The sequence below is a fragment of the Escherichia sp. WS568 genome (assembly GCF_046486085.1).
Taxonomy (GTDB): Bacteria; Pseudomonadota; Gammaproteobacteria; order Enterobacterales; family Enterobacteriaceae; genus Escherichia; species Escherichia coli.
Genome location: NZ_JBJQMC010000014.1, coordinates 113,857 through 139,589, shown reverse-complemented (window position 1 = coordinate 139,589; position 25,733 = coordinate 113,857). Strand labels below are relative to the sequence as shown.

Genomic DNA, 25,733 nt, shown 5'->3' with positions numbered 1-25,733 from the left:
TAAGAATCCGTATCTTCGAGTGCCCACACAGATTGTCTGATAAATTGTTAAAGAGCAGTGCCGCTTCGCTTTTTCTCAGCGGCGCGGGGTGTGCATAATACGCTTTCCCGCCACAGAGTCAAGCATTTTTTTGCTTTCTCTGTTGAGATTCTCAGGAGAACCCCGCTGACCCGGCGGCGTGTTTGCCGTTGTTCCGTGTCAGTGGTGGCGCATTATAGGGAGTTATTCCGGCCTGACAAGAGGAAATTTAAAATAATTTTCTGACCGCGCATTTTTTCAGCAAAAGCCCCGTTAATGTGCCATAAAACAAGCAATTTGCCGTTTTTGCAACCGTAATCACACTTCCTGGTGGCATACTAAGGAGGAATAAAAAGAAAAAGGAAGATTAGTAATGCCTTTAAGCGCACAACAGTTAGCTGCACAGAAAAACCTTTCGTATGTTCTGGCTGAGAAGCTGGCGCAACGCATCTTAAAAGGTGAATATGAACCCGGCACCATTTTGCCTGGTGAGATTGAGCTGGGCGAGCAATTTGGAGTGAGTCGTACAGCGGTACGCGAAGCGGTCAAAACGTTAACGGCAAAAGGGATGGTTTTACCGCGACCGCGAATTGGTACCCGGGTCATGCCACAATCAAACTGGAATTTTCTTGATCAGGAATTGCTTACCTGGTGGATGACAGAAGAGAACTTTCATCAGGTCATCGATCACTTTCTGGTTATGCGTATCTGTCTGGAGCCGCAAGCTTGCCTACTGGCTGCAACGGTTGGCACCGCGGAACAGAAGGCGCATCTCAATACGTTAATGGCCGAAATGGTGGCATTAAAAGAGAACTTTCGCCGTGAACGCTGGATTGAGGTCGATATGGCCTGGCATGAGCATATCTATGAAATGAGCGCCAATCCGTTTTTGACCTCATTCGCCTCGCTATTCCATTCGGTTTATCACACTTACTTCACGTCAATAACCAGCGACACAGTGATAAAGCTGGATCTGCACCAGGCGATTGTCGATGCGATTATCCAAAGCGATGGCGACGCGGCATTTAAAGCTTGTCAGGCGCTGCTACGCTCACCAGATAAGTGATAACCCGATAACAGGACATTGAATGAGCGATAAAAAGAAGCGCAGTATGGCGGGTTTGCCGTGGATCGCGGCGATGGCCTTCTTCATGCAGGCACTTGATGCCACTATTCTGAATACCGCCTTACCCGCAATCGCTCATAGCCTTAATCGTTCTCCTCTCGCGATGCAATCAGCCATCATCAGTTATACGCTGACGGTGGCGATGCTTATTCCGGTAAGCGGATGGCTAGCCGATCGCTTCGGTACGCGTCGCATATTTACCCTTGCCGTGAGTCTGTTCACGTTGGGTTCTCTGGCCTGCGCACTTTCTAACTCGCTACCACAGCTGGTTGTCTTCCGGGTTATTCAAGGGATAGGCGGCGCAATGATGATGCCTGTTGCTCGGCTGGCCTTACTGCGCGCTTATCCTCGTAATGAGCTTCTTCCTGTATTGAATTTTGTCGCCATGCCGGGTCTGGTGGGGCCAATTTTAGGCCCCGTTCTTGGCGGCGTGCTGGTCACCTGGGCAACCTGGCACTGGATATTTTTAATCAATATCCCCATAGGTATTGCGGGCCTTCTTTACGCGCGCAAACATATGCCCAATTTCACCACCGCACGACGCAGATTCGATATCACTGGCTTTTTGCTGTTTGGCCTTAGCCTTGTTCTCTTCTCAAGCGGAATAGAGCTATTCGGGGAAAAGATTGTCGCCAGTTGGATTGCCTTGACGGTAATTGTCACCAGCATCGGGTTACTGCTTCTCTATATTCTCCATGCACGACGCACGCCAAACCCATTAATTTCATTAGATTTATTTAAAACCCGCACTTTCTCGATCGGTATCGTAGGCAATATTGCAACCCGTCTGGGGACCGGTTGTGTACCGTTCCTTATGCCATTGATGTTACAGGTAGGATTTGGTTATCAGGCGTTTATTGCCGGCTGTATGATGGCACCGACAGCGTTAGGTTCCATTATTGCAAAATCGATGGTTACCCAAGTCTTACGTCGTCTGGGCTATCGCCATACGTTAGTGGGGATCACGGTGATTATTGGGCTAATGATCGCTCAGTTCTCTTTGCAATCACCGGCAATGGCGATATGGATGCTGATCTTGCCGTTGTTTATATTAGGGATGGCTATGTCGACGCAATTTACCGCGATGAATACCATCACACTTGCCGATCTGACCGATGACAACGCCAGCAGCGGTAACAGTGTTCTGGCGGTCACGCAGCAACTGTCTATCAGTTTAGGCGTTGCTGTAAGTGCGGCCGTCCTTCGCGTTTATGAAGGGATGGAAGGCACAACGACTGTCGAACAATTCCACTATACGTTTATCACGATGGGCATTATTACTGTTGCTTCAGCAGCAATGTTCATGCTTCTGAAAACAACCGATGGTAATAATTTGATCAAAAGACAGCGTAAATCTAAGCCGAACCGCGTTCCATCAGAATCGGAGTAAGTTGTAATCGTTGTTGCTGAAGGGTCGGTTGGGTTATCCGATGGATGAGTACATCAATCGCCAGCTCCCCCAGTTCATCTTTCGGTTGATGGATAGTGGTTAATGGTGGCGTCATAAAGCTTGCCAGTTCGATATCGTCATAGCCAATCACCGCGATATCCTGCGGAACCTGTAACTCTGCCTGATATAGCGCCTGGTAAACGCCAACAGCCATAGCGTCATTTCCGGTAAAGACGGCCTGAGGACGCAGCGGATGTGATAACAGTTGGCGCATAGCGTCAAACCCGCCGTTAAATTCAAAATCACCAGTGACTTCATAGCCATCAGGAATGTTGAGACCCGCACGTTTCATCGCCGCCCGATAACCTTCCAACCTCAGGCGCGCCGGAGTTTTATCCAGCGGGCCGGTAATACAGGCGATACGGGTATGACCTTTATCGATCAGATATTGCGTTGCTAAGTCTCCGCCCAGCAACGAGTTATCCTGAATAAGATCGCTGTCGCCATCGAACGGTGCCCAGTCCATCATCACGGTAGGCACTGTCGGATAACGTTGCATGATTTCACGCGAAGGCTGATGCGTTTCGGTGCACAGTAACAGCAAGCCATCAACGCGTTTTTGCATCAGCGTTTCCAGATTGCGATTCATCCGTTGTTCATCGCCTTCGGTATTGCAAAGGACGAGACTATAACCGCGTTCGAAGCAGCTGCGTTCAACGCCACGCACCAGTTCTGAATAGAAAGGATTGGTACTGGCAGTGATCAACATGCCAATGGTATGTGTTTGATTGAGTTTGAGGCTACGCGCCAGAGCTGATGGCGCGTAATTGAGTTCTTTAATCGCCGCTTCAACTTTGGCGGTAATCGCTTCACTGACGAAGCGATCTTTATTGATAACGTGAGAAACTGTTGAGGTAGAAACGCCCGCCAGGCGGGCAACATCTTTCATTGTAGCCAAGCGTCACCTCTGCCTGTCTAAAAATGCGTCGATCTCTTCACGCCACGGTACGGAAGGTTGTGCGCCTTTACGTGTTACGGCAATCGCAGCGGCAGCATGGGCAAACCGAATCGCCTCTGGCAATGGTTTTTCTTCCAGCAACGCCGTGATTAACGCGCCGTTAAAGGTATCTCCGGCAGCAATGGTATCGACAGCCTGCACCCGGAATCCAGGAACGCGCTGACCTTCACCATTCACGCTAGCCCATACACCACGACTTCCTAAAGTAATCAGTACAGTACGGATACCTTTTTCATGCAGTACCTGCGCCGCCTTCGCTGCATCTTCATCATTTTCAACACGAATACCGGTGAGCTTTTCTGCTTCCGTTTCGTTTGGCGTAATAATGTCCACCAGTGCCAGCAGTTCGTCAGGAAGTTCGCGAGCCGGAGCCGGGTTAAGCGCAACGATAGTCTTATTTTGATGGGCGATTTTCGCCGCTGCCATCACACTTTCGAGTGGTGATTCCAGCTGCATTAATAATGCTGACGCGTTGGCAATACGCTCACGTTGCGCTTCCACCAGTGCCGGGGAAAGGGCAGCATTAGCGCCGGCATGAATACCGATGACATTCTCACCTTCGCCATTAACAAAAATCAGCGCCACACCTGTTGATTCGCCTTTGATCACGCTGACCGGAGAAATATCGATGTTATCAGTGGCGAGCTGCTGGCGAACGCTCTCACCAATGCTGTCATCGCCAGTGCAGGCAATAAACGCGATATTCGCACCGCTACGCCCAGCAGCCACAGCCTGATTAGCGCCTTTGCCGCCAAATGCAACCTGATAGTGGTTACCGGTTACGGTTTCGCCTGGGGTAGGAAAAGATTGAAGATTAAGAATGTGGTCAGCATTAATGCTGCCAAGAACAACGAGGCTGCCTGCGTTTTGCATATTCGGGATGTCCATAAAATGCGCCACCGTGTTAGGGTGGCGCGTGCCCTGCTTTTCTTTATATTACACGTTCATCTGTCGATGCCGTATTTATGTCACCATCAGGTCATACAACCTGATTAAAACTACTGCTTAACAACCAGTTTCAGATCAACCGGATACTTAGCCTGAACTTTCTCACCTTTCAGTACTTTATCGGCGGTTTCGACGCCTTTCGCGCCAATCTGATCGGGTAGCTGAGCGATAGTCGCTGCTAGTTTGCCATCATTCACCGCTTTTTCGCCATCCGGTGTACCGTCAAATCCGACGACCATCACATCCGATTTACCGGCAGTTTGCAGTGCGCGCAGCGCGCCCAGCGCCATTTCATCATTCTGCGCGAATACAGCCTGAACATCCGGATGTGCGGTCAACAGGTTCTGCATTACGTTCAAACCTTTAGTGCGATCAAAATCTGCTGGCTGGCTGGCAAGAACATTAAACTTGTGAGCAGCAACAGCCTGCTGGAAGCCTTCGCCACGTTCACGGGCTGCGGATGTACCGGCAATGCCTTGCAGCTCGATAACTTTGGCACCTTCACCCGCTTTCTTCGCGATGTAATCACCGGCGATTTTGCCGCCCAGTACGTTATCAGAAGCAATGTGGCTCACCACTTCACCTTTCGTTGCCTGGCGGTCAAGAGTGATAACCGGGATGTTCGCCTGGTTAGCCATCTTCACAGCATTACCCACTGCGTCGGAGTCGGTCGGGTTAATCAGCAGAATTTTGGTGCCGCGAACGGTTAAGTCCTGCACGTTCGCCAGCTCTTTCGCCGGGTTATTCTGGGAGTCCAGCACCACCAGGTTATAGCCAAGTTTATCCGCCTCTTTCTGCGCGCCATCTTTCAGCGATACAAAGAACGGGTTGTTAAGCGTGGAGACCACCAGCGCGATGGTGTCTTTTGCCATCGCATTCGCACTGACGGTGGCGCTTAGCGCAACAGCGGAAACCAGGGTAGCCAGTTTTTTCATGTTCATATTCAAGATGTCCTGTAGTCGTTATTACTGCTTTTTGTTGTCTACCAGCACCGCCAGCAAAATCACCACCGCTTTGACGATCATCTGGTAATAGGAGGAAACACCTAACAAATTCAATCCATTATTAAGGAAGCCAAGAATTAATGCGCCGATCAACGTCCCAACAATGCGACCTTTTCCGCCCGCCAGACTCGTACCGCCCAGAACCACCGCAGCAATGGCATCCAGCTCATAGCCAGTCCCCGCCGTAGGTTGTGCGGAGGAGAGACGCGCCACTTCAATGATCCCGGCCAGCGATGCCAGCAGACCACAAAGAGAATAGACGATGATTTTGATTTTATTGACGTTGATACCAGAAAGGCGCGTTGCCGCTTCGTTGCCGCCCAGCGCGTAGATGTAACGCCCCAGACGCGTGTGATGCAGCATGTACCAGGCCGCGAGGAAGACAATTCCCATGATCCAGACTGGCGTCGGTACACCCAGCGGACGACCAATACCAAACCAGCCAAACAGATCGGCGTTCTCAGTAAAGCCAGTATTCACTGGGCTACCGTTGGTATAAACCATGGTCACGCCGCGCAGTAAAAGCATCATAACCAGCGTAGCGATAAAGGCCTGGACGCGACCTTTCGCTACAATCACCCCGGTTACCGCACCAATTGCGGCACCTAACGCGAGAGCGGCAGCGACAGCCACCAGCGCATTGACTTCAATGCCAACGATAGATGCAGCAACTGCGCCGGTCAGCGCCAATAGAGAACCTACCGACAAGTCGATGCCCGACGTCAGGATCACCAGCGTCATCCCGACTGCCATAATGGCGTTCACCGAGGTTTGCTGGAGAATATTGAATAAGTTATTGATGGTGAAAAAGTTCGGGCTTAACGTCGAGACAATCGCGATCAGCACCAGCAGAGCGATAAGCGATTTCTGCTCCATCAGCCACGCTTTCGTGAAATAACGGCGACCAGAGACAGTCTGGGTTGTCATTTTTTTACTCCTGATTCACGCGATTAAGCTTGCCCACAGCGGCAGCCATTAACACTTCCTGGGTGGCCTGCTCACGAGTAAATTCCCCGCTGAGATGCCCTTCATGCATGACGATGATGCGATCGCTCATGCCTAATACTTCTGGCATCTCCGATGACACCAGAATGATGCTCAAGCCATCGGCTTTGAACTGGTTAATCAGTTGATAGATCTCTTTTTTCGCGCCGACATCTACGCCACGGGTAGGCTCATCGAGGATCAACACTTTGGGGCGTGTCATCAGACCACGGGCAATCGCCACTTTTTGCTGATTGCCACCGGAGAGCAGACCAATTGCCTGTTCCATCGACGGCGTTTTCACATTAAACAGACGAATGAAATCACTTACTGCCTGCTGTTCATCGGCATGCTTCAAACTGCCGCCAGCGCGGCTGAAGTAGCGCAGCGCTGTCAGCGACATGTTCTCTTTTACTGACATGCCCAGCACTAAACCGTCACGTTTACGGTCTTCGGAGATATACACAATGCCGTTTGCCAGGCCATCCTGCGGTGAACGGGTAACGACTTCATGCCCATCCAGGGTGACGTAACCGCTGGTGCGCGGCAGTGCGCCGTAGAGCACTTTCATCAGTTCGGTACGACCTGCGCCCATCAAACCAGAGACGCCAAGAATTTCGCCTTTGCGTAAAGTAAAAGAGACATCGTTAACGCCAGGTCCGCAGAGATTATCGACTTTCAGGCGGATATCTCCCGGCGCTTTGTCCAGGTGCGGATATTGATCTTCCAGCTTGCGACCCACCATCATCTCAATCAGCGAATCTTCGGTCAGTGATGCTACTTCACGCTCAGCAATAAATTGCCCATCACGAAAAACGGTAACGTCATCGCAAATCTCGAAGATTTCTTTCATGCGGTGGGAGATATAGACAATACCGCGGCCTTGCGATTTCAGCTCGCGGATGACGCGGAACAAGGATTCGGTTTCGGTATCGGTCAGCGCATCGGTCGGTTCATCCATAATGATGACTTTCGACTCAAAGCTCAGCACTTTGGCAATTTCAACCATTTGCTGGTCACCGATGGAAAGATCGCCCACCAGCTTGTCGCTTTTAAAGCGCAGGTTAAGTTTAGCCAGCAATTTATCCGCTTCGGCATACATGGTTTTCCAGTCAATTTTGCCAAAGCGATTAACAAACTCACGACCGAGGAAAATGTTTTCGGCAATGGTTAACTGCGGGATCAGGTTCAGTTCCTGGTGGATAATCCCAATCCCGGCTTCCTGGGAAGATTTCGGCCCGGTAAATGTCGTTTCTTTCCCCAGCCATAAAAGCGTGCCGGCATCGCGAGTATAGATACCAGTAAGCACTTTCATCATGGTGGATTTACCCGCGCCGTTTTCGCCCACCAGCGCCATCACGCGGCCCGGATAGACATTTAACGCTGCGCCCGAGAGGGCTTTTACGCCCGGGAAGGCTTTATCGATGCCTTTAAGCTGAAGTAATGCTTCCATGACGGCCTCAGAACGTCACGCCAGCACAGAGAATGATATTCGCATACGGAGAACATTCTCCGCTGCGAATTACCGCCTGACTTTCTGCGGTTTGTTGTTTGAATTGTTCATGCGTGGTGTAACGAATTTCAATGGTATTTCCCTGGTGTTTTTGCAGCTGCTCAAGGTGAGTGAGCAACGTTTCGTGGAGTTGCGGATTATGTTGTTTGATCTCTTCCGCGATAATGGCAGCTTCGACCTGCATTTCATTTGTGACGACGCCCAGCACCTGCATAAAAGAAGGTACCCCCTGGGTTAATGCCATATCGATACGCGTTGTACTTTTGGGGATGGGTAAACCAGCATCACACACCACCAGCGTATCGGTATGTCCCAGACGGGAGATCACCGATGAAATATCAGAATTAAGAACGGTGCCTTTTTTCATTTTTTTCTCCATCAGCGAAACGTTTCGCTGACCCGCAGTTTAATCCTGACTGAGTTGGGAAAACCATCGTGACGTTACGGAAATGTGATCAACCTCGAAACGTTTTACATGGTGATTAACCATGAAAACAAAAACGCCCCCTTATGGAGAAAGGAGGCGTCTGGCGTTAGATTTCGACCTGAGTACCCAGTTCGATAACCCTGTTTGGCGGGATTTCAAATTGATCCGGCGCACGCAGCGCATTACGTTGCAGCAGCAAGTACAGCTTGCCGCGCAGACGCAAATACCACGGGCGTTTGCCGAGGATCAACGACTCATGCGACATAAAGAAGGAGGTTTCCATCATCCGGCAACTTAATCCTTCCAGACCGCAGCGGTGGAAAACTTCTTCCACGTTTGGCGTTTCTCGCCAACCATAACTTGCCACCACGCGCCAGAAAGTGGGCGACAGTTGTTCAATCTGTACCCGACGGACGTTATGGACATATGGCGCGTCTTCGGTGCGCAGAGTTAACAGAATCACCCGCTCATGCAATACCTTGTTATGTTTCAGGTTATGCATCAGCGCAAAGGGAATGACGTTGATTGCACGCGACATATACACCGCGGTCCCAGGCACGCGAACGGGCGGTGATTTCTCCAGCGAAGCAATCATTGCTTCCAGAGAGTTACCATGTTCATGCATCCGCCGCAGCAAGCGGAAACGCTCGCTCTTCCAGGTGGTCATCACGATAAACATCACCGTACCGAGGCTTAATGGCAACCAGCCGCCGGAGAGCAGTTTATCGAGGTTAGCGGTGAACAAGGGAATATCGACACAAAGGAAAGCAATCAGGATCAGCGCAACAAAATACTTATTCCAGTGCCAGTTCTGACGTGCCACGGTAGTCGAGAGAATAGACGTCAGCACCATGGTTCCGGTCACCGCAATCCCGTACGCCGCCGCCAGGTTGCTGGAGTGCTCAAAGCTGACAATCACAATCACGACCGCGACATAGAGCATCCAGTTCACAAAGGGAATATAGATTTGCCCTGACTCCATTTCGGAGGTGTGAATAATGCGCATCGGCGACAAATATCCCAGACGTACCGCCTGACGCGTCAATGAGAAGACGCCAGAGATAACCGCCTGCGAGGCAATTACCGTCGCCAGTGCGGCGATGATCAGCAGCGGGATCAGCGCCCAGTCCGGTGCCAACAGGAAGAACGGGTTCTTAATCGCTTCCGGATTCTTTAACAACAGCGCTCCCTGGCCGAAGTAATTAAGGGTTAAGGAAGGCAATACGACGGTGAACCACGCCAGACGAATAGGGAACTTACCAAAGTGCCCCATATCAGCATACAGCGCCTCGACCCCCGTAATCGACAGCACCACTGCCCCTAATGCAATAAAAGAAACCGTTTTGTATTCAAGGAAGAAATGCACCGCCCACATCGGATTCAGTGCATGCAGCACTTCCGGGTTAGCAATAATGCTACGTAACCCCAGCCCTGCCAGAATCAAAAACCAGGTCAGCATGATCGGTGCAAACAGCTTACCGACCATAGCCGTGCCATGTTTTTGAATCATAAATAATAAAGTGAGAACGATAATTGAGAGGGGAACTATCCAGGTATCCAGCTGCGGGGCGACGATTTCCAGACCTTCAATGGCTGACATCACCGAAATAGCGGGTGTTATGACGACTTCACCATAGAAAAAGCTGCCGCCGATTAGCCCCATAATCACCAGCATTGATGTGGTTCGCGCCGACGTATTACGCCCGGCAAGCGACATCAACGTCAGGATCCCCCCTTCACCGGCGTTATCTGCCCGCATCACGAAGGTGAGATATTTAATGGAAACCACAAAGATTAGCAGCCAGAAGATCAGCGATAAAAAGCCAAACACGGCATCGCGTTCAACGCCAAAACCAAACTGGCCGGACAAACATTCACGAAGTGTATATAACGGGCTGGTACCAATATCGCCGTAGACAACTCCAATCGCCGCGAGGGTAATCGCGGGCAATGATTGCTTATTATCAGTGCTCATAGACTAGTCTTTCGTTGAAATATGAAATGTGTGCTTAGTCCCTTGGCCCACAAAAAAGCGCACAGTATGCACGATTAACGGCAAAATCGTACTCCTAAATGCGGCCACATTAACCTGGCTCAAAGAAAAATACCCCCCCTTTGAGACTATTTTAGCCACCAGCAAGAAACGTCTATACTCGCAATTTACGCAGAACTTTTGACGAAAGGACGCCACTTCATTATGGCTCACCCTCATTTATTAGCGGAAAGAATTTCCCGCCTGAGCAGTTCGTTGGAAAAGGGGCTTTATGAACGTAGCCACGCCATCCGCTTGTGTTTATTAGCGGCATTAAGTGGTGAAAGTGTGTTCCTCCTTGGCCCGCCAGGTATTGCCAAAAGTTTGATCGCCCGGCGCTTAAAATTCGCCTTTCAGAATGCCCGCGCGTTTGAATATCTGATGACTCGCTTCTCCACGCCGGAAGAGGTTTTTGGTCCCCTTTCTATTCAGGCGCTAAAAGATGAAGGGCGCTATGAACGTTTAACCAGCGGTTACCTGCCGGAAGCAGAAATCGTCTTTCTGGATGAGATCTGGAAAGCGGGTCCGGCAATTCTTAATACCCTGCTCACCGCCATTAACGAGCGCCAGTTCCGCAACGGTGCACACATAGAAAAAATCCCGATGCGCCTGCTGGTGGCGGCCTCCAACGAGCTGCCGGAAGCAGACAGCAGTCTGGAAGCGTTATATGACCGCATGCTGATTCGTCTGTGGTTAGATAAAGTGCAGGATAAAGCGAATTTCCGCTCCATGCTGACCAGTCAACAGGATGAAAACGACAATCCGGTTCCTACCTCCTTGCAGGTCACAGATGAAGAATATGAACGCTGGCAGAAAGAGATTGGTGAAATTACGCTGCCCGATCATGTATTTGAGCTGATTTTTATGCTGCGCCAGCAACTGGATAAATTACCGGATGCGCCTTATGTCTCGGATCGTCGCTGGAAAAAAGCGATTCGATTATTGCAGGCCAGCGCCTTTTTTAGCGGTCGCAGTGCTGTTGCCCCGGTTGATCTCATTTTGCTGAAAGATTGCCTGTGGTATGACGCGCAAAGCCTGAATTTGATACAACAACAAATCGATGTATTGATGACCGGTCATGCCTGGCAACAGCAAGGGATGTTGACCCGCCTGGGCGCGATTGTGCAACGTCACCTGCAACTACAGCAGCAACAAAGCGATAAAACAGCCTTAACGGTAATTCGTCTGGGCGGCATTTTCAGCCGTCGTCAGCAGTATCAACTCCCTGTTAACGTTACTGCTTCCACTCTGACTCTGCTGCTGCAAAAACCGTTAAAACTGCATGATATGGAAGTGGTTCATATCACCTTTGAGCGTAGCGCGCTGGAACAGTGGCTGAGCAAAGGTGGTGAAATTCGCGGCAAACTAAACGGTATCGGCTTTGCCCAGAAACTGAATCTGGAAGTTGATAGCACCCAACATCTTGTTGTACGCGATGTAAGTTTACAAGGCAGTACGCTGGCACTTCCCGGTTCATCGGCTGAAGGTCTGCCAGGTGAAATAAAACAACAACTGGAAGAGCTTGAAAGCGACTGGCGCAAGCAACACGCTTTATTCAGCGAACAGCAAAAATGTCTGTTTATCCCTGGCGACTGGTTAGGTCGCATTGAAGCCAGCCTACAGGATGTCGGTGCACAGATTCGCCAGGCGCAACAATGCTAACGCTGGATACGCTTAATGTGATGCTGGCCGTCAGCGAAGAGGGATTGATCGAAGAGATGATCATCGCGCTGCTGGCCTCACCGCAGCTGGCGGTCTTCTTTGAAAAATTCCCACGACTGAAGGCGGCTATCACTGATGATGTTCCCCGCTGGCGTGAGGCGCTGCGCAGTCGGCTGAAAGATGCCCGAGTCCCGCCGGAACTCACCGAAGAGGTGATGTGCTATCAGCAAAGCCAGCTCCTCTCCACGCCGCAGTTTATTGTGCAGCTACCACAGATCCTGGACTTACTGCATCGTCTGAATTCCCCATGGGCAGAACAAGCCCGACAGTTGGTTGATGCTAACAGCACGATCACTTCAGCGTTACACACGCTTTTTCTCCAGCGTTGGCGTTTAAGTCTGATCGTGCAAGCAACGACGTTAAATCAACAGCTATTAGAAGAAGAACGCGAACAACTGTTGAGTGAAGTTCAGGAACGCATGACGCAGAGCGGACAACTTGAACCGATTCTCGCAGATAACAATACCGCAGCTGGTCGTCTGTGGGATATGAGCGCCGGTCAGCTTAAACGTGGCGACTATCAGTTGATTGTGAAATACGGTGAATTTCTGAACGAACAGCCGGAACTGAAACGCCTGGCAGAACAGTTGGGGCGTTCCCGGGAAGCCAAATCAATACCGCGCAACGATGCGCAGATGGAAACCTTCCGCACCCTGGTGCGCGAACCGGCGACGGTTCCTGAGCAGGTTGATGGTCTGCAACAAAGCGATGATATTTTACGTCTCCTGCCGCCAGAACTGGCGACACTAGGGATAACAGAACTGGAGTATGAGTTTTACCGTCGGCTGGTGGAAAAACAGTTGCTCACCTATCGCCTGCACGGTGAGTCGTGGCGTGAAAAAGTGATCGAACGCCCGGTGGTGCATAAAGATTACGACGAACAGCCGCGCGGACCGTTTATTGTCTGTGTGGATACTTCCGGCTCAATGGGCGGCTTTAATGAACAGTGTGCGAAAGCGTTCTGCCTGGCCTTGATGCGCATTGCTCTCGCTGAAAACCGGCGCTGCTATATTATGCTATTTTCCACCGAGATCGTCCGTTATGAGCTTTCAGGCCCACAAGGCATCGAACAGGCAATCCGTTTTTTAAGCCAGCGTTTTCGTGGTGGTACTGATCTTGCCAGTTGTTTTCGCGCCATTATGGAACGATTGCAAAGCCGGGAATGGTTTGACGCCGATGCGGTGGTGATTTCTGATTTTATCGCCCAGCGGTTGCCTGACGACGTGACGAGTAAAGTGAAAGAGTTGCAGCGGGTACATCAGCATCGCTTTCATGCCGTGGCGATGTCGGCACATGGCAAACCCGGCATCATGCGCATTTTCGATCATATCTGGCGCTTTGATACCGGGATGCGAAGCCGCCTGCTCAGACGCTGGCGACGATAAACGATTACAGCAGAGAAGGGACGCTCTCACGAACTGCCGCTGACCATACTCCACACTGAACCTGGCCGATATGCGGCAGTTGCAGCAGCAGCATGGTCAAACGAGACTGGCCGATACCACCGCCGATGGTCTGCGGCATTTCACCGCGCAGCAGCGCCTGATGCCACTCCAGTTGCAGGCGATCTTCGTCACCGGTCAGCGCCAGCTGATGCTTCAGCGTGTCGGCATCAACGCGGATCCCCATGGAAGAAAGCTCAAACGCATCTTCCAGTACCGGGTTCCACACCAGAATATCGCCGTTCAGCCCCGCATAGCCCAGCTCTGACGGGGTGCTCCAGTCATCATAATCCGGTGCGCGCACGTCGTGACGATGGCCATCACTCAACTTGCCGCCAATCCCGACGAGAAATACCGCGCCAAGATCTTTCGCAATCGCCCGCTCACGCCCTTTGGCATCAAGATTCGGATAACGAGACAGTAACTCCTGGCTGTGTACGAAGTGGATCTGATCCGGCAGGAACGGTGCCAGGCCAAACTCTTCGCTAACCGCAGCTTCGGTTGCTTTAATTCCCGCCCAGATCGCCTCTACCGTGCTTTTCAGAGTCGAGAATTGACGCTCGCCGTCGGCCATTACGCGTTCCCAGTCCCACTGGTCAACATAGACCGAGTGCAACGGAGAAAGACGGTCTTCATCGGGGCGAAGGGCTTTCATGTGCGTGTAAAGCCCTTCGCCCGCACTGAAGTCGTGTTGCCCTAATGTCTGACGTTTCCACTTCGCCAGTGAATGAACCACTTCGAACTGGGCATCAGGCAGAGCTTTCACTTTTACCTGCACCGCTTTTTCACAGCCCGACAAGTTATCCTGCGTGCCATCCCCCACACGGCTAAGAATCGGCGCCTGGACTTCAATCAGCCCTAAGCGTTCTTCCAGTTGACGGGAAAAGTGAGATTTCACGAAGCTAATTTGACGTTGTTTGGCAATGTAAGCGGTTTTCATTTTTTATACTCCTGCGTCCTGTTGATTAAGATTAAGCAACAAAAATTGGCCCTCATGCAATATTCATTCAATAAAAAGCCATAGTGACTTTTGATTCATTAAAAAATAAGGCTAAAATAGAGTGAATCATTAATTCTCATAAGAAAAACCTATGGAAAATTATCTGATCGACAATCTGGACCGCGGCATCCTGGAAGCATTAATGGAAAATGCACGCACTGCTTACGCCGAACTGGCGAAACAATTTGGTGTAAGCCCGGGGACGATTCACGTTCGTGTAGAGAAAATGAAGCAGGCGGGAATCATTACAGGGGCGCGTATTGACGTCAGCCCGAAACAGCTCGGTTATGACGTAGGCTGCTTTATCGGCATTATATTGAAGAGTGCCAAAGACTATCCTTCCGCGCTGGCAAAGCTGGAAAGCCTTGATGAAGTCACCGAGGCCTACTACACCACCGGCCACTACAGCATCTTTATCAAAGTGATGTGCCGTTCGATCGACGCCCTCCAGCATGTACTTATCAACAAGATCCAAACAATTGATGAAATTCAGTCCACCGAGACACTGATCGTCCTGCAAAACCCGATCATGCGTACCATCAAGCCATGATCGGCTTTTTTAATCCCATACTTTTCCACAGGTAGATCCCAGCGCGTTCACAGCGTACAATACGCCACTCTTAATAAAGGTGGCGGTTTATGGCAGATATCACTCTTATCAGCGGCAGCACCCTCGGCGGTGCCGAATATGTAGCAGAACACCTGGCTGAAAAGCTGGAAGAGGCGGGTTTTACCACCGAAACGCTGCACGGTCCGCTGTTGGAAGAATTATCTGCCTCGGGGATCTGGCTGGTTATCAGTTCCACCCACGGTGCCGGAGATATTCCGGACAACCTTTCTCCTTTCTATGAAGCATTACAGGAACAAAAGCCCGATCTTTCTGCGGTACGCTTTGGCGCAATCGGTATTGGCAGTCGTGAATACGACACCTTTTGTGGGGCTATCGATAAACTCGAGGCAGAACTCAAAAATTCCGGTGCAAAACAGACAGGCGAAACACTGAAGATCAACATCCTTGATCACGACATTCCTGAAGATCCGGCAGAAGAATGGCTGGGATCGTGGATTAATTTACTCAAATAAGTATACAGATCGTGCGATCCACTGTGGATAACTCTGTCAGGAAGCTTGGATCAACCGGTAGTTATCCAAAGAACAACGGTTGTTCAGTTTTTGAGTTGTGTATAACCCCTCATTCTGATCCCAGCTTATACGGTCCAGGATCACCGATCATTCACAGTTAATGATCCTTTCCAGGTTGTTGATCTTAAAAGCCGGATCCTTGTTATCCACAGGGCAGTGCGATCCTAATAAGAGATCACAATAGAACAGATCTCTAAATAAATAGATCTTCTTTTTAATACCCAGGATCCCAGGTCTTTCTCAAGCCGACAAAGTTGAGTAGAATCCACGGCCCGGGCTTCAATCCATTTTCATACCGCGTTATGCGAGGCAATCACCATGTTTTATCCGGATCCTTTTGACGTCATCATCATTGGCGGGGGTCATGCAGGCACCGAGGCCGCGATGGCCGCGGCGCGTATGGGTCAACAGACTCTGCTTTTGACACACAATATCGACACTCTGGGGCAGATGAGCTGCAACCCGGCGATCGGCGGTATTGGGAAGGGACATCTGGTAAAAGAAGTGGATGCACTCGGCGGTCTGATGGCGAAAGCGATCGATCTGGCGGGTATCCAGTTTAGGATACTAAACGCAAGTAAGGGACCGGCAGTTCGCGCTACCCGAGCTCAGGCGGATCGTGTGCTCTACCGGCAGGCGGTACGTACGGCGCTGGAGAACCAACCGAACCTGATGATCTTCCAGCAGGCAGTTGAAGATCTTATTGTCGAAAACGATCGCGTGGTCGGAGCCGTTACCCAAATGGGACTGAAGTTCCGTGCCAAAGCTGTCGTGCTCACCGTTGGGACGTTCCTCGACGGTAAAATTCATATCGGTCTGGATAACTACAGCGGTGGCCGTGCTGGTGATCCGCCGTCCATTCCGCTTTCTCGCCGTTTGCGTGAACTGCCGCTGCGCGTTGGTCGTCTGAAAACCGGGACACCACCGCGTATTGATGCTCGAACCATCGACTTTAGCGTACTGGCGCAACAGCATGGCGATAACCCAATGCCGGTATTCTCGTTTATGGGCAATGCGTCCCAGCATCCCCAGCAGGTGCCGTGTTATATCACTCATACCAACGAGAAAACCCATGATGTGATCCGCAGTAACCTCGATCGTAGCCCAATGTACGCAGGGGTGATCGAAGGTGTCGGCCCACGCTACTGCCCGTCGATCGAAGACAAAGTCATGCGCTTCGCCGACAGAAATCAGCATCAGATCTTCCTTGAACCGGAAGGGCTGACCTCTAACGAAATTTATCCGAACGGTATCTCCACCAGCCTGCCGTTCGATGTGCAGATGCAAATCGTCCGCTCCATGCAGGGGATGGAAAACGCGAAGATCGTGCGTCCGGGTTATGCCATTGAGTATGACTTCTTCGATCCACGCGACCTGAAACCGACGCTGGAGAGCAAGTTTATCCAGGGGCTGTTCTTTGCTGGTCAGATTAACGGCACTACCGGTTACGAAGAAGCCGCTGCGCAAGGTTTGCTGGCTGGTCTTAACGCTGCCCGTCTGTCTGCAGACAAAGAAGGTTGGGCTCCGGCGCGTTCTCAGGCGTATCTCGGCGTACTGGTTGATGACCTGTGCACTTTAGGAACCAAAGAACCGTATCGTATGTTTACCTCGCGCGCAGAATATCGTCTGATGCTGCGCGAAGATAATGCGGATCTGCGTTTGACTGAAATCGGTCGTGAACTGGGCCTGGTGGATGACGAACGTTGGGCGCGCTTTAACGAGAAACTTGAGAATATCGAGCGTGAGCGTCAGCGTCTGAAATCGACCTGGGTAACCCCGTCGGCGGAAGCTGCAGCCGAAGTGAATGCTCACCTGACTGCGCCACTTTCCCGTGAAGCCAGTGGTGAAGATCTGCTGCGTCGTCCGGAAATGACTTATGAAAAATTAACCACGCTGACGCCGTTTGCCCCTGCGTTGACAGACGAACAGGCGGCGGAACAGGTTGAGATTCAGGTTAAATACGAAGGTTATATCGCGCGCCAGCAAGATGAGATCGAAAAGCAGCTGCGTAACGAGAACACCCTGCTACCAGCGACGCTGGATTACCGCCAGGTATCCGGTCTTTCTAACGAAGTGATCGCCAAACTTAACGATCACAAACCGGCCTCTATCGGTCAGGCTTCGCGTATTTCTGGCGTCACGCCTGCGGCCATCTCCATTCTGCTGGTGTGGCTGAAAAAACAGGGTATGCTGCGTCGTAGCGCATAACGCATTAAAAATGCCTGGTAAGCACCCGCTTACCAGGCAACGCATCAAGAACAGGTAATCACCGTGCTCAACAAACTCTCCTTACTGCTGAAAGACGCAGGTATTTCGCTTACCGATCACCAGAAAAACCAGCTTATTGCCTACGTGAATATGCTGCATAAATGGAATAAAGCGTACAACCTGACTTCGGTTCGCGATCCTAATGAGATGCTGGTACGCCATATTCTCGATAGCATTGTGGTAGCTCCGTATCTGCAAGGTGAACGGTTTATCGATGTCGGCACCGGACCAGGACTGCCTGGCATTCCACTCTCTATCGTGCGTCCTGAAGCCCACTTCACGTTGTTGGATAGCCTTGGTAAACGCGTGCGTTTCCTTCGTCAGGTGCAACATGAGCTTAAACTGGAGAATATTGAGCCAGTACAGAGCAGGGTAGAAGAGTTTCCTTCTGAGCCGCCATTTGATGGCGTAATTAGCCGCGCTTTTGCCTCTCTGAACGATATGGTGAGCTGGTGCCACCATCTTCCTGGTGAGCAAGGTCGTTTCTACGCGCTGAAAGGCCAAATGCCGGAAGATGAAATCGCTTTGTTGCCCGAAGAATATCAGGTCGAATCAGTGGTTAAACTTCACGTTCCGGCCCTGGATGGCGAACGTCATCTGGTGATGATTAAAGCAAATAAAATTTAATTTTTATCAAAAAAATCATAAAAAATTGACCGGTTAGACTGTTAACAACAACCCGGTTTTCTACTGATATAACTGGTTATATTTAACGCCACGTTCACTCTTTTGCATCAACAAAGTAACGTGGCTTTTTTTGGTAAGCAGAAAATAAGTCATAAGTGAAAATATCAGTCTGCTAAAAATCGGCGCTAAGAATCATCATTGGCTGTTAAAACATTATTAAAAATGTCAATGGGTGGTTTTTGTTGTGTAAATGTCATTTATTAAAACAGTATCTGTTTTTAGACTGAAATATCATAAACTTGCAAAGGCATCATTTGCCAAGTAAATAAATATGCTGTGCGCGAACATGCTCAATATGTGATCTGAAGCACGCTTTATCACCAGTGTTTACGCGTTATTTACAGTTTTTCATGATCGAACAGGGTTTGCAGAAAAGTCGCAATTGTATGCACTGGAAAAATATTTAAACATTTATTCACCTTTTGGCTACTTATTGTTTGAAATCACGGGGGCGCACCGTATAATTTGACCGCTTTTTGATGCTTGACTCTAAGCCTTAAAGAAAGTTTTATACGACACGCGGCATACCTCGAAGGGAGCAGGAGTGAAAAACGTGATGTCTGTGTCGCTCGTGAGTCGAAACGTTGCTCGGAAGCTTCTGCTCGTTCAGTTACTGGTGGTGATAGCAAGTGGATTGCTGTTCAGCCTCAAAGACCCCTTCTGGGGCGTCTCTGCAATAAGCGGGGGCCTGGCAGTCTTTCTGCCTAACGTTTTGTTTATGATATTTGCCTGGCGTCACCAGGCGCATACACCAGCGAAAGGCCGGGTGGCCTGGACATTCGCATTTGGCGAAGCTTTCAAAGTTCTGGCGATGTTGGTGTTACTGGTGGTGGCGTTGGCGGTTTTAAAGGCGGTATTCTTGCCGCTGATCGTTACGTGGGTTTTGGTGCTGGTGGTTCAGATACTGGCACCGGCTGTAATTAACAACAAAGGGTAAAAGGCATCATGGCTTCAGAAAATATGACGCCGCAGGATTACATAGGACACCACCTGAACAACCTTCAGCTGGACCTGCGTACATTCTCGCTGGTGGATCCACATAACCCCCCAGCCACCTTCTGGACAATCAATATTGACTCCATGTTCTTCTCGGTGGTGCTGGGTCTGTTGTTCCTGGTTTTATTCCGTAGCGTAGCCAAAAAGGCGACCAGCGGTGTGCCAGGTAAGTTTCAGACCGCGATTGAGCTGGTGATCGGCTTTGTTAATGGTAGCGTGAAAGACATGTACCATGGCAAAAGCAAGCTGATTGCTCCGCTGGCCCTGACGATCTTCGTCTGGGTATTCCTGATGAACCTGATGGATTTACTGCCTATCGACCTGCTGCCGTACATTGCTGAACATGTACTGGGGCTGCCGGCACTGCGTGTGGTTCCGTCTGCGGACGTGAACGTAACGCTGTCTATGGCACTGGGCGTATTTATCCTGATTCTGTTCTACAGCATCAAAATGAAAGGCATCGGCGGCTTCACGAAAGAGTTGACGCTGCAGCCGTTCAATCACTGGGCGTTCATTCCTGTCAACTTAATCCTTGAAGGGGTAAGCCTGCTGTCCAAACCAGTTTCACTCGGTTTGCGACTGTTCGGTAACATGTATGCCGGTGAGCTGATTTTCATTCTGATTGCTGGTCTGTTGCCGTGGTGGTCACAGTGGATTCTGAATGTGCCGTGGGCCATTTTCCACATCCTGATCATTACGCTGCAAGCCTTCATCTTCATGGTTCTGACGATCGTCTATCTGTCGATGGCGTCTGAAGAACATTAATTTACCAACACTACTACGTTTTAACTGAAACAAACTGGAGACTGTCATGGAAAACCTGAATATGGATCTGCTGTACATGGCTGCCGCTGTGATGATGGGTCTGGCGGCAATCGGTGCTGCGATCGGTATCGGCATCCTCGGGGGTAAATTCCTGGAAGGCGCAGCGCGTCAACCTGATCTGATTCCTCTGCTGCGTACTCAGTTCTTTATCGTTATGGGTCTGGTGGATGCTATCCCGATGATCGCTGTAGGTCTGGGTCTGTACGTGATGTTCGCTGTCGCGTAGTAAGCGTTGCTTTTATTTAAAGAGCAATATCAGAACGTTAACTAAATAGAGGCATTGTGCTGTGAATCTTAACGCAACAATCCTCGGCCAGGCCATCGCGTTTGTCCTGTTCGTTCTGTTCTGCATGAAGTACGTATGGCCGCCATTAATGGCAGCCATCGAAAAACGTCAAAAAGAAATTGCTGACGGCCTTGCTTCCGCAGAACGAGCACATAAGGACCTTGACCTTGCAAAGGCCAGCGCGACCGACCAGCTGAAAAAAGCGAAAGCGGAAGCCCAGGTAATCATCGAGCAGGCGAACAAACGCCGCTCGCAGATTCTGGACGAAGCTAAAGCTGAAGCAGAGCAGGAACGTACTAAAATCGTGGCCCAGGCGCAGGCGGAAATTGAAGCCGAGCGTAAACGTGCCCGTGAAGAGCTGCGTAAGCAAGTTGCTATCCTGGCTGTTGCTGGCGCCGAGAAGATCATCGAACGTTCCGTGGATGAAGCTGCTAACAGCGACATCGTGGATAAACTTGTCGCTGAACTGTAAGGAGGGAGGGGCTGATGTCTGAATTTATTACGGTAGCTCGCCCCTACGCCAAAGCAGCTTTTGACTTTGCCGTCGAACACCAAAGTGTAGAACGCTGGCAGGACATGCTGGCGTTTGCCGCCGAGGTAACCAAAAACGAACAAATGGCAGAGCTTCTCTCTGGCGCGCTTGCGCCAGAAACGCTCGCCGAGTCGTTTATCGCAGTTTGTGGTGAGCAACTGGACGAAAACGGTCAGAACCTGATTCGGGTAATGGCTGAAAATGGTCGTCTTAACGCGCTCCCGGATGTTCTGGAGCAGTTTATTCACCTGCGTGCCGTGAGTGAGGCTACCGCTGAGGTAGACGTCATTTCCGCTGCCGCGTTGAGTGAACAACAGCTCGCGAAAATTTCTGCTGCGATGGAAAAACGTCTGTCACGCAAAGTTAAGCTGAATTGCAAAATCGATAAGTCTGTAATGGCAGGCGTTATCATCCGAGCGGGTGATATGGTCATTGATGGCAGCGTACGCGGTCGTCTTGAGCGCCTTGCAGACGTCTTGCAGTCTTAAGGGGACTGGAGCATGCAACTGAATTCCACCGAAATCAGCGAACTGATCAAGCAGCGCATTGCTCAGTTCAATGTTGTGAGTGAAGCTCACAACGAAGGTACTATTGTTTCTGTAAGTGACGGTGTTATCCGCATTCACGGCCTGGCCGATTGTATGCAGGGTGAAATGATCTCCCTGCCGGGTAACCGTTACGCTATCGCACTGAACCTCGAGCGCGACTCTGTAGGTGCGGTTGTTATGGGTCCGTACGCTGACCTTGCCGAAGGCATGAAAGTTAAGTGTACTGGCCGTATCCTGGAAGTTCCGGTTGGCCGTGGCCTGCTGGGCCGTGTGGTTAACACTCTGGGTGCACCAATCGATGGTAAAGGTCCGCTGGATCACGACGGCTTCTCTGCTGTAGAAGCAATCGCTCCGGGCGTTATCGAACGTCAGTCCGTAGATCAGCCGGTACAGACCGGTTATAAAGCCGTTGACTCCATGATCCCAATCGGTCGTGGTCAGCGTGAATTGATCATCGGTGACCGTCAGACCGGTAAAACCGCACTGGCTATCGATGCCATCATCAACCAGCGCGATTCCGGTATCAAATGTATCTATGTCGCTATCGGCCAGAAAGCGTCCACCATTTCTAACGTGGTACGTAAACTGGAAGAGCACGGCGCACTGGCTAACACCATCGTTGTGGTAGCAACCGCGTCTGAATCCGCTGCACTGCAATACCTGGCACCGTACGCTGGTTGCGCAATGGGCGAATACTTCCGTGACCGCGGTGAAGATGCGCTGATCATTTACGATGACCTGTCTAAACAGGCTGTTGCTTACCGTCAGATCTCCCTGCTGCTCCGTCGTCCGCCAGGACGTGAAGCATTCCCTGGCGACGTATTCTACCTCCACTCTCGTCTGCTGGAGCGTGCTGCGCGTGTTAACGCCGAATACGTTGAAGCCTTCACCAAAGGTGAAGTGAAAGGGAAAACCGGTTCTCTGACTGCGCTGCCGATTATCGAAACTCAGGCGGGTGACGTTTCTGCGTTCGTTCCGACCAACGTAATCTCCATTACCGATGGTCAGATCTTCCTGGAAACCAACCTGTTCAACGCCGGTATTCGTCCTGCGGTTAACCCGGGTATTTCCGTATCCCGTGTTGGTGGTGCAGCACAGACCAAGATCATGAAAAAACTGTCCGGTGGTATCCGTACCGCTCTGGCACAGTATCGTGAACTGGCAGCGTTCTCTCAGTTTGCATCCGACCTTGACGATGCAACACGTAAGCAGCTTGACCACGGTCAGAAAGTGACCGAACTGCTGAAACAGAAACAGTATGCGCCGATGTCCGTAGCGCAGCAGTCTCTGGTTCTGTTCGCAGCAGAACGTGGTTACCTGGCGGATGTTGAACTGTCGAAAATCGGCAGCTTCGAAGCCGCTCTGCTGGCTTACGTCGACCGTGATCACGCTCCGTTGATGCAAGAGATCAACCAGACCGGTGGCTACAACGACGAAATCGAAGGCAAGCTGAAAGGCATCCTCGATTCCTTCAAAGCAACCCAATCCTGGTAACGTCTGGCGGCTTGCCTTAGGGCAGGCCGCAAGGCATTGAGGAGAAGCTCATGGCCGGCGCAAAAGAGATACGTAGTAAGATCGCAAGCGTCCAGAACACGCAAAAGATCACTAAAGCGATGGAGATGGTCGCCGCTTCCAAAATGCGTAAATCGCAGGATCGCATGGCGGCCAGCCGTCCTTATGCAGAAACCATGCGCAAAGTGATTGGTCACCTTGCACACGGTAATCTGGAATATAAGCACCCTTACCTGGAAGACCGCGACGTTAAACGCGTGGGCTACCTGGTGGTGTCGACCGACCGTGGTTTGTGCGGTGGTTTGAACATTAACCTGTTCAAAAAACTGCTGGCGGAAATGAAGACCTGGACCGACAAAGGCGTTCAATGCGACCTCGCAATGATCGGCTCGAAAGGCGTGTCGTTCTTCAACTCCGTGGGCGGCAATGTTGTTGCCCAGGTCACCGGCATGGGGGATAACCCTTCCCTGTCCGAACTGATCGGTCCGGTAAAAGTGATGTTGCAGGCCTACGACGAAGGCCGTCTGGACAAGCTTTACATTGTCAGCAACAAATTTATTAACACCATGTCTCAGGTTCCGACCATCAGCCAGCTGCTGCCGTTACCGGCATCAGATGATGATGATCTGAAACATAAATCCTGGGATTACCTGTACGAACCCGATCCGAAGGCGTTGCTGGATACCCTGCTGCGTCGTTATGTCGAATCTCAGGTTTATCAGGGCGTGGTTGAAAACCTGGCCAGCGAGCAGGCCGCCCGTATGGTGGCGATGAAAGCCGCGACCGACAATGGCGGCAGCCTGATTAAAGAGCTGCAGTTGGTATACAACAAAGCTCGTCAGGCCAGCATTACTCAGGAACTCACCGAGATCGTCTCGGGGGCCGCCGCGGTTTAAACAGGTTATTTCGTAGAGGATTTAAGATGGCTACTGGAAAGATTGTCCAGGTAATCGGCGCCGTAGTTGACGTCGAATTCCCTCAGGATGCCGTACCGCGCGTGTACGATGCTCTTGAGGTGCAAAATGGTAATGAGCGTCTGGTGCTGGAAGTTCAGCAGCAGCTCGGCGGCGGTATCGTGCGTACCATCGCAATGGGTTCCTCCGACGGTCTGCGTCGCGGTCTGGATGTAAAAGACCTCGAACACCCGATCGAAGTCCCGGTAGGTAAAGCGACTCTGGGCCGTATCATGAACGTACTGGGTGAACCGGTCGACATGAAAGGCGAGATCGGTGAAGAAGAGCGTTGGGCGATTCACCGCGCAGCACCTTCCTACGAAGAGCTGTCAAACTCTCAGGAACTGCTGGAAACCGGTATCAAAGTTATCGACCTGATGTGTCCGTTCGCTAAGGGCGGTAAAGTTGGTCTGTTCGGTGGTGCGGGTGTAGGTAAAACCGTAAACATGATGGAGCTTATTCGTAACATCGCGATCGAGCACTCCGGATACTCTGTGTTTGCGGGCGTAGGTGAACGTACTCGTGAGGGTAACGACTTCTACCACGAAATGACCGACTCCAACGTTATCGACAAAGTATCCCTGGTGTATGGCCAGATGAACGAGCCGCCGGGAAACCGTCTGCGCGTTGCTCTGACCGGTCTGACCATGGCTGAGAAATTCCGTGACGAAGGTCGTGACGTTCTGCTGTTCGTTGACAACATCTATCGTTACACCCTGGCCGGTACGGAAGTATCCGCACTGCTGGGCCGTATGCCTTCAGCGGTAGGTTATCAGCCGACCCTGGCGGAAGAGATGGGCGTTCTGCAGGAACGTATCACCTCCACCAAAACTGGTTCTATCACCTCCGTACAGGCGGTATACGTACCTGCGGATGACTTGACTGACCCGTCTCCGGCAACCACCTTTGCGCACCTTGACGCAACCGTGGTACTGAGCCGTCAGATCGCGTCTCTGGGTATCTACCCGGCCGTTGACCCGCTGGACTCCACCAGCCGTCAGCTGGACCCGCTGGTGGTTGGTCAGGAACACTACGACACCGCGCGTGGCGTTCAGTCCATCCTGCAACGTTATCAGGAACTGAAAGACATCATCGCCATCCTGGGTATGGATGAACTGTCTGAAGAAGACAAACTGGTGGTAGCGCGTGCTCGTAAGATCCAGCGCTTCCTGTCCCAGCCGTTCTTCGTGGCAGAAGTATTCACCGGTTCTCCGGGTAAATACGTCTCCCTGAAAGACACCATCCGTGGCTTTAAAGGCATCATGGAAGGCGAATACGATCACCTGCCGGAGCAGGCGTTCTACATGGTCGGTTCCATCGAAGAAGCTGTGGAAAAAGCCAAAAAACTTTAACGCCTTA

General features: G+C 51.1%; 24 protein-coding genes. 16 read left to right on the top strand and 8 right to left on the bottom strand.

Features of this window, described 5'->3' with window-relative positions; all coding sequences use genetic code 11:
• The first annotated feature begins 391 nt into the window (after positions 1–391).
• Complete coding sequence (locus ACJHWR_RS16460; RefSeq protein WP_001131177.1) at positions 392–1,084, top strand: FadR/GntR family transcriptional regulator; 693 nt, start codon at positions 392–394, stop codon at positions 1,082–1,084.
• Positions 1,085–1,106: 22 nt separating this feature from the next.
• Complete coding sequence (mdtD, locus tag ACJHWR_RS16455; RefSeq protein WP_001280852.1) at positions 1,107–2,534, top strand: multidrug transporter subunit MdtD; 1,428 nt, start codon at positions 1,107–1,109, stop codon at positions 2,532–2,534.
• Here mdtD and rbsR read toward each other — a convergent pair.
• The 7 genes from rbsR to kup form a co-directional block, all read right to left on the bottom strand.
• A complete protein-coding gene (gene rbsR / locus ACJHWR_RS16450; RefSeq protein WP_000224470.1) occupies positions 2,500–3,492 on the bottom strand; it encodes a ribose operon transcriptional repressor RbsR in 993 nt (330 codons plus the stop codon). The two genes, mdtD and rbsR, sit on opposite strands and share 35 nt — an antisense overlap.
• Before the next feature lie 3 nt (positions 3,493–3,495).
• Complete coding sequence (gene rbsK, locus ACJHWR_RS16445; RefSeq protein ID WP_001361088.1) at positions 3,496–4,425, bottom strand: ribokinase; 930 nt, start codon at positions 4,423–4,425, stop codon at positions 3,496–3,498.
• Between the two features lie 125 nt (positions 4,426–4,550).
• Positions 4,551–5,441, bottom strand: a complete 891-nt coding sequence (gene rbsB, locus ACJHWR_RS16440) for a ribose ABC transporter substrate-binding protein RbsB (RefSeq protein WP_001056273.1) — start codon at positions 5,439–5,441, stop codon at positions 4,551–4,553.
• Positions 5,442–5,465: 24 nt separating this feature from the next.
• Positions 5,466–6,431 carry a ribose ABC transporter permease gene (gene rbsC, locus ACJHWR_RS16435; RefSeq protein WP_000211858.1) on the bottom strand — a complete coding sequence of 322 codons (966 nt, stop codon included), beginning with the start codon at positions 6,429–6,431 and terminating at the stop codon, positions 5,466–5,468.
• Positions 6,432–6,435: 4 nt separating this feature from the next.
• A complete protein-coding gene (gene rbsA, locus ACJHWR_RS16430) occupies positions 6,436–7,941 on the bottom strand; it encodes a ribose ABC transporter ATP-binding protein RbsA (protein ID WP_000387770.1) in 1,506 nt (501 codons plus the stop codon).
• 7 nt (positions 7,942–7,948) lie between these two features.
• Complete coding sequence (rbsD, locus tag ACJHWR_RS16425) at positions 7,949–8,368, bottom strand: D-ribose pyranase (RefSeq protein WP_000715936.1); 420 nt, start codon at positions 8,366–8,368, stop codon at positions 7,949–7,951.
• A gap of 166 nt (positions 8,369–8,534) precedes the next feature.
• Positions 8,535–10,403 carry a low affinity potassium transporter Kup gene (gene kup, locus ACJHWR_RS16420; RefSeq protein ID WP_000102319.1) on the bottom strand — a complete coding sequence of 623 codons (1,869 nt, stop codon included), beginning with the start codon at positions 10,401–10,403 and terminating at the stop codon, positions 8,535–8,537.
• A gap of 222 nt (positions 10,404–10,625) precedes the next feature.
• On the opposite strand from kup, the gene ravA reads away from it, so the two are divergent.
• Both ravA and viaA read left to right on the top strand, forming a co-directional pair.
• The gene (ravA, locus tag ACJHWR_RS16415) at positions 10,626–12,122 is read left to right on the top strand and encodes an ATPase RavA (RefSeq protein WP_012311586.1); all 1,497 of its coding nucleotides are present in this window, start codon (positions 10,626–10,628) and stop codon (positions 12,120–12,122) included.
• On the top strand, positions 12,116–13,567 hold the full coding sequence (gene viaA, locus ACJHWR_RS16410) for an ATPase RavA stimulator ViaA (RefSeq protein ID WP_000956652.1): 1,452 nt from the start codon (positions 12,116–12,118) through the stop codon (positions 13,565–13,567). Before ravA ends, viaA begins: the two co-directional genes overlap by 7 nt.
• A gap of 4 nt (positions 13,568–13,571) precedes the next feature.
• Here the strand turns inward: viaA and asnA are convergent, their stop codons facing one another.
• Positions 13,572–14,564, bottom strand: coding sequence for an aspartate--ammonia ligase (asnA, locus tag ACJHWR_RS16405; protein WP_000845091.1), 993 nt, complete (start codon positions 14,562–14,564; stop codon positions 13,572–13,574).
• Positions 14,565–14,715: 151 nt separating this feature from the next.
• Here asnA and asnC point away from each other — a divergent pair, with 151 nt between their 5' ends.
• The 12 genes from asnC to atpD all read left to right on the top strand — a co-directional run bounded on the left by asnC (position 14,716) and on the right by atpD (position 25,726).
• A complete protein-coding gene (gene asnC / locus ACJHWR_RS16400) occupies positions 14,716–15,174 on the top strand; it encodes a transcriptional regulator AsnC (RefSeq protein WP_000432967.1) in 459 nt (152 codons plus the stop codon).
• Between the two features lie 89 nt (positions 15,175–15,263).
• The gene (mioC, locus tag ACJHWR_RS16395; RefSeq protein ID WP_000763753.1) at positions 15,264–15,707 is read left to right on the top strand and encodes an FMN-binding protein MioC; all 444 of its coding nucleotides are present in this window, start codon (positions 15,264–15,266) and stop codon (positions 15,705–15,707) included.
• A gap of 378 nt (positions 15,708–16,085) precedes the next feature.
• Entirely contained in the window at positions 16,086–17,975 is a 1,890-nt protein-coding gene (gene mnmG, locus ACJHWR_RS16390; protein ID WP_000499756.1) for a tRNA uridine-5-carboxymethylaminomethyl(34) synthesis enzyme MnmG, read from the top strand.
• A 63-nt stretch (positions 17,976–18,038) separates the two neighbouring features.
• Entirely contained in the window at positions 18,039–18,662 is a 624-nt protein-coding gene (gene rsmG, locus ACJHWR_RS16385) for a 16S rRNA (guanine(527)-N(7))-methyltransferase RsmG (RefSeq protein ID WP_000932838.1), read from the top strand.
• A gap of 616 nt (positions 18,663–19,278) precedes the next feature.
• Positions 19,279–19,659, top strand: coding sequence for a F0F1 ATP synthase subunit I (gene atpI, locus ACJHWR_RS16380; RefSeq protein ID WP_000116695.1), 381 nt, complete (start codon positions 19,279–19,281; stop codon positions 19,657–19,659).
• Between the two features lie 8 nt (positions 19,660–19,667).
• Positions 19,668–20,483 carry a F0F1 ATP synthase subunit A gene (atpB, locus tag ACJHWR_RS16375; protein ID WP_000135618.1) on the top strand — a complete coding sequence of 272 codons (816 nt, stop codon included), beginning with the start codon at positions 19,668–19,670 and terminating at the stop codon, positions 20,481–20,483.
• Positions 20,484–20,529: 46 nt separating this feature from the next.
• Positions 20,530–20,769: a F0F1 ATP synthase subunit C gene (gene atpE / locus ACJHWR_RS16370; protein ID WP_000429386.1), complete on the top strand. Its 240-nt coding sequence runs from the start codon at positions 20,530–20,532 to the stop codon at positions 20,767–20,769.
• A 61-nt stretch (positions 20,770–20,830) separates the two neighbouring features.
• A complete protein-coding gene (atpF, locus tag ACJHWR_RS16365; RefSeq protein WP_001052219.1) occupies positions 20,831–21,301 on the top strand; it encodes a F0F1 ATP synthase subunit B in 471 nt (156 codons plus the stop codon).
• A 14-nt stretch (positions 21,302–21,315) separates the two neighbouring features.
• Positions 21,316–21,849, top strand: a complete 534-nt coding sequence (atpH, locus tag ACJHWR_RS16360; RefSeq protein ID WP_001288587.1) for a F0F1 ATP synthase subunit delta — start codon at positions 21,316–21,318, stop codon at positions 21,847–21,849.
• 12 nt (positions 21,850–21,861) lie between these two features.
• Positions 21,862–23,403: a F0F1 ATP synthase subunit alpha gene (atpA, locus tag ACJHWR_RS16355; protein ID WP_001176745.1), complete on the top strand. Its 1,542-nt coding sequence runs from the start codon at positions 21,862–21,864 to the stop codon at positions 23,401–23,403.
• Between the two features lie 50 nt (positions 23,404–23,453).
• Positions 23,454–24,317 (top strand): F0F1 ATP synthase subunit gamma, encoded by an 864-nt coding sequence (gene atpG, locus ACJHWR_RS16350; protein WP_000896498.1) that lies wholly within the window; start codon positions 23,454–23,456, stop codon positions 24,315–24,317.
• 26 nt (positions 24,318–24,343) lie between these two features.
• Positions 24,344–25,726: a F0F1 ATP synthase subunit beta gene (gene atpD / locus ACJHWR_RS16345; RefSeq protein WP_000190506.1), complete on the top strand. Its 1,383-nt coding sequence runs from the start codon at positions 24,344–24,346 to the stop codon at positions 25,724–25,726.
• The last annotated feature ends 7 nt before the right edge of the window (positions 25,727–25,733 follow it).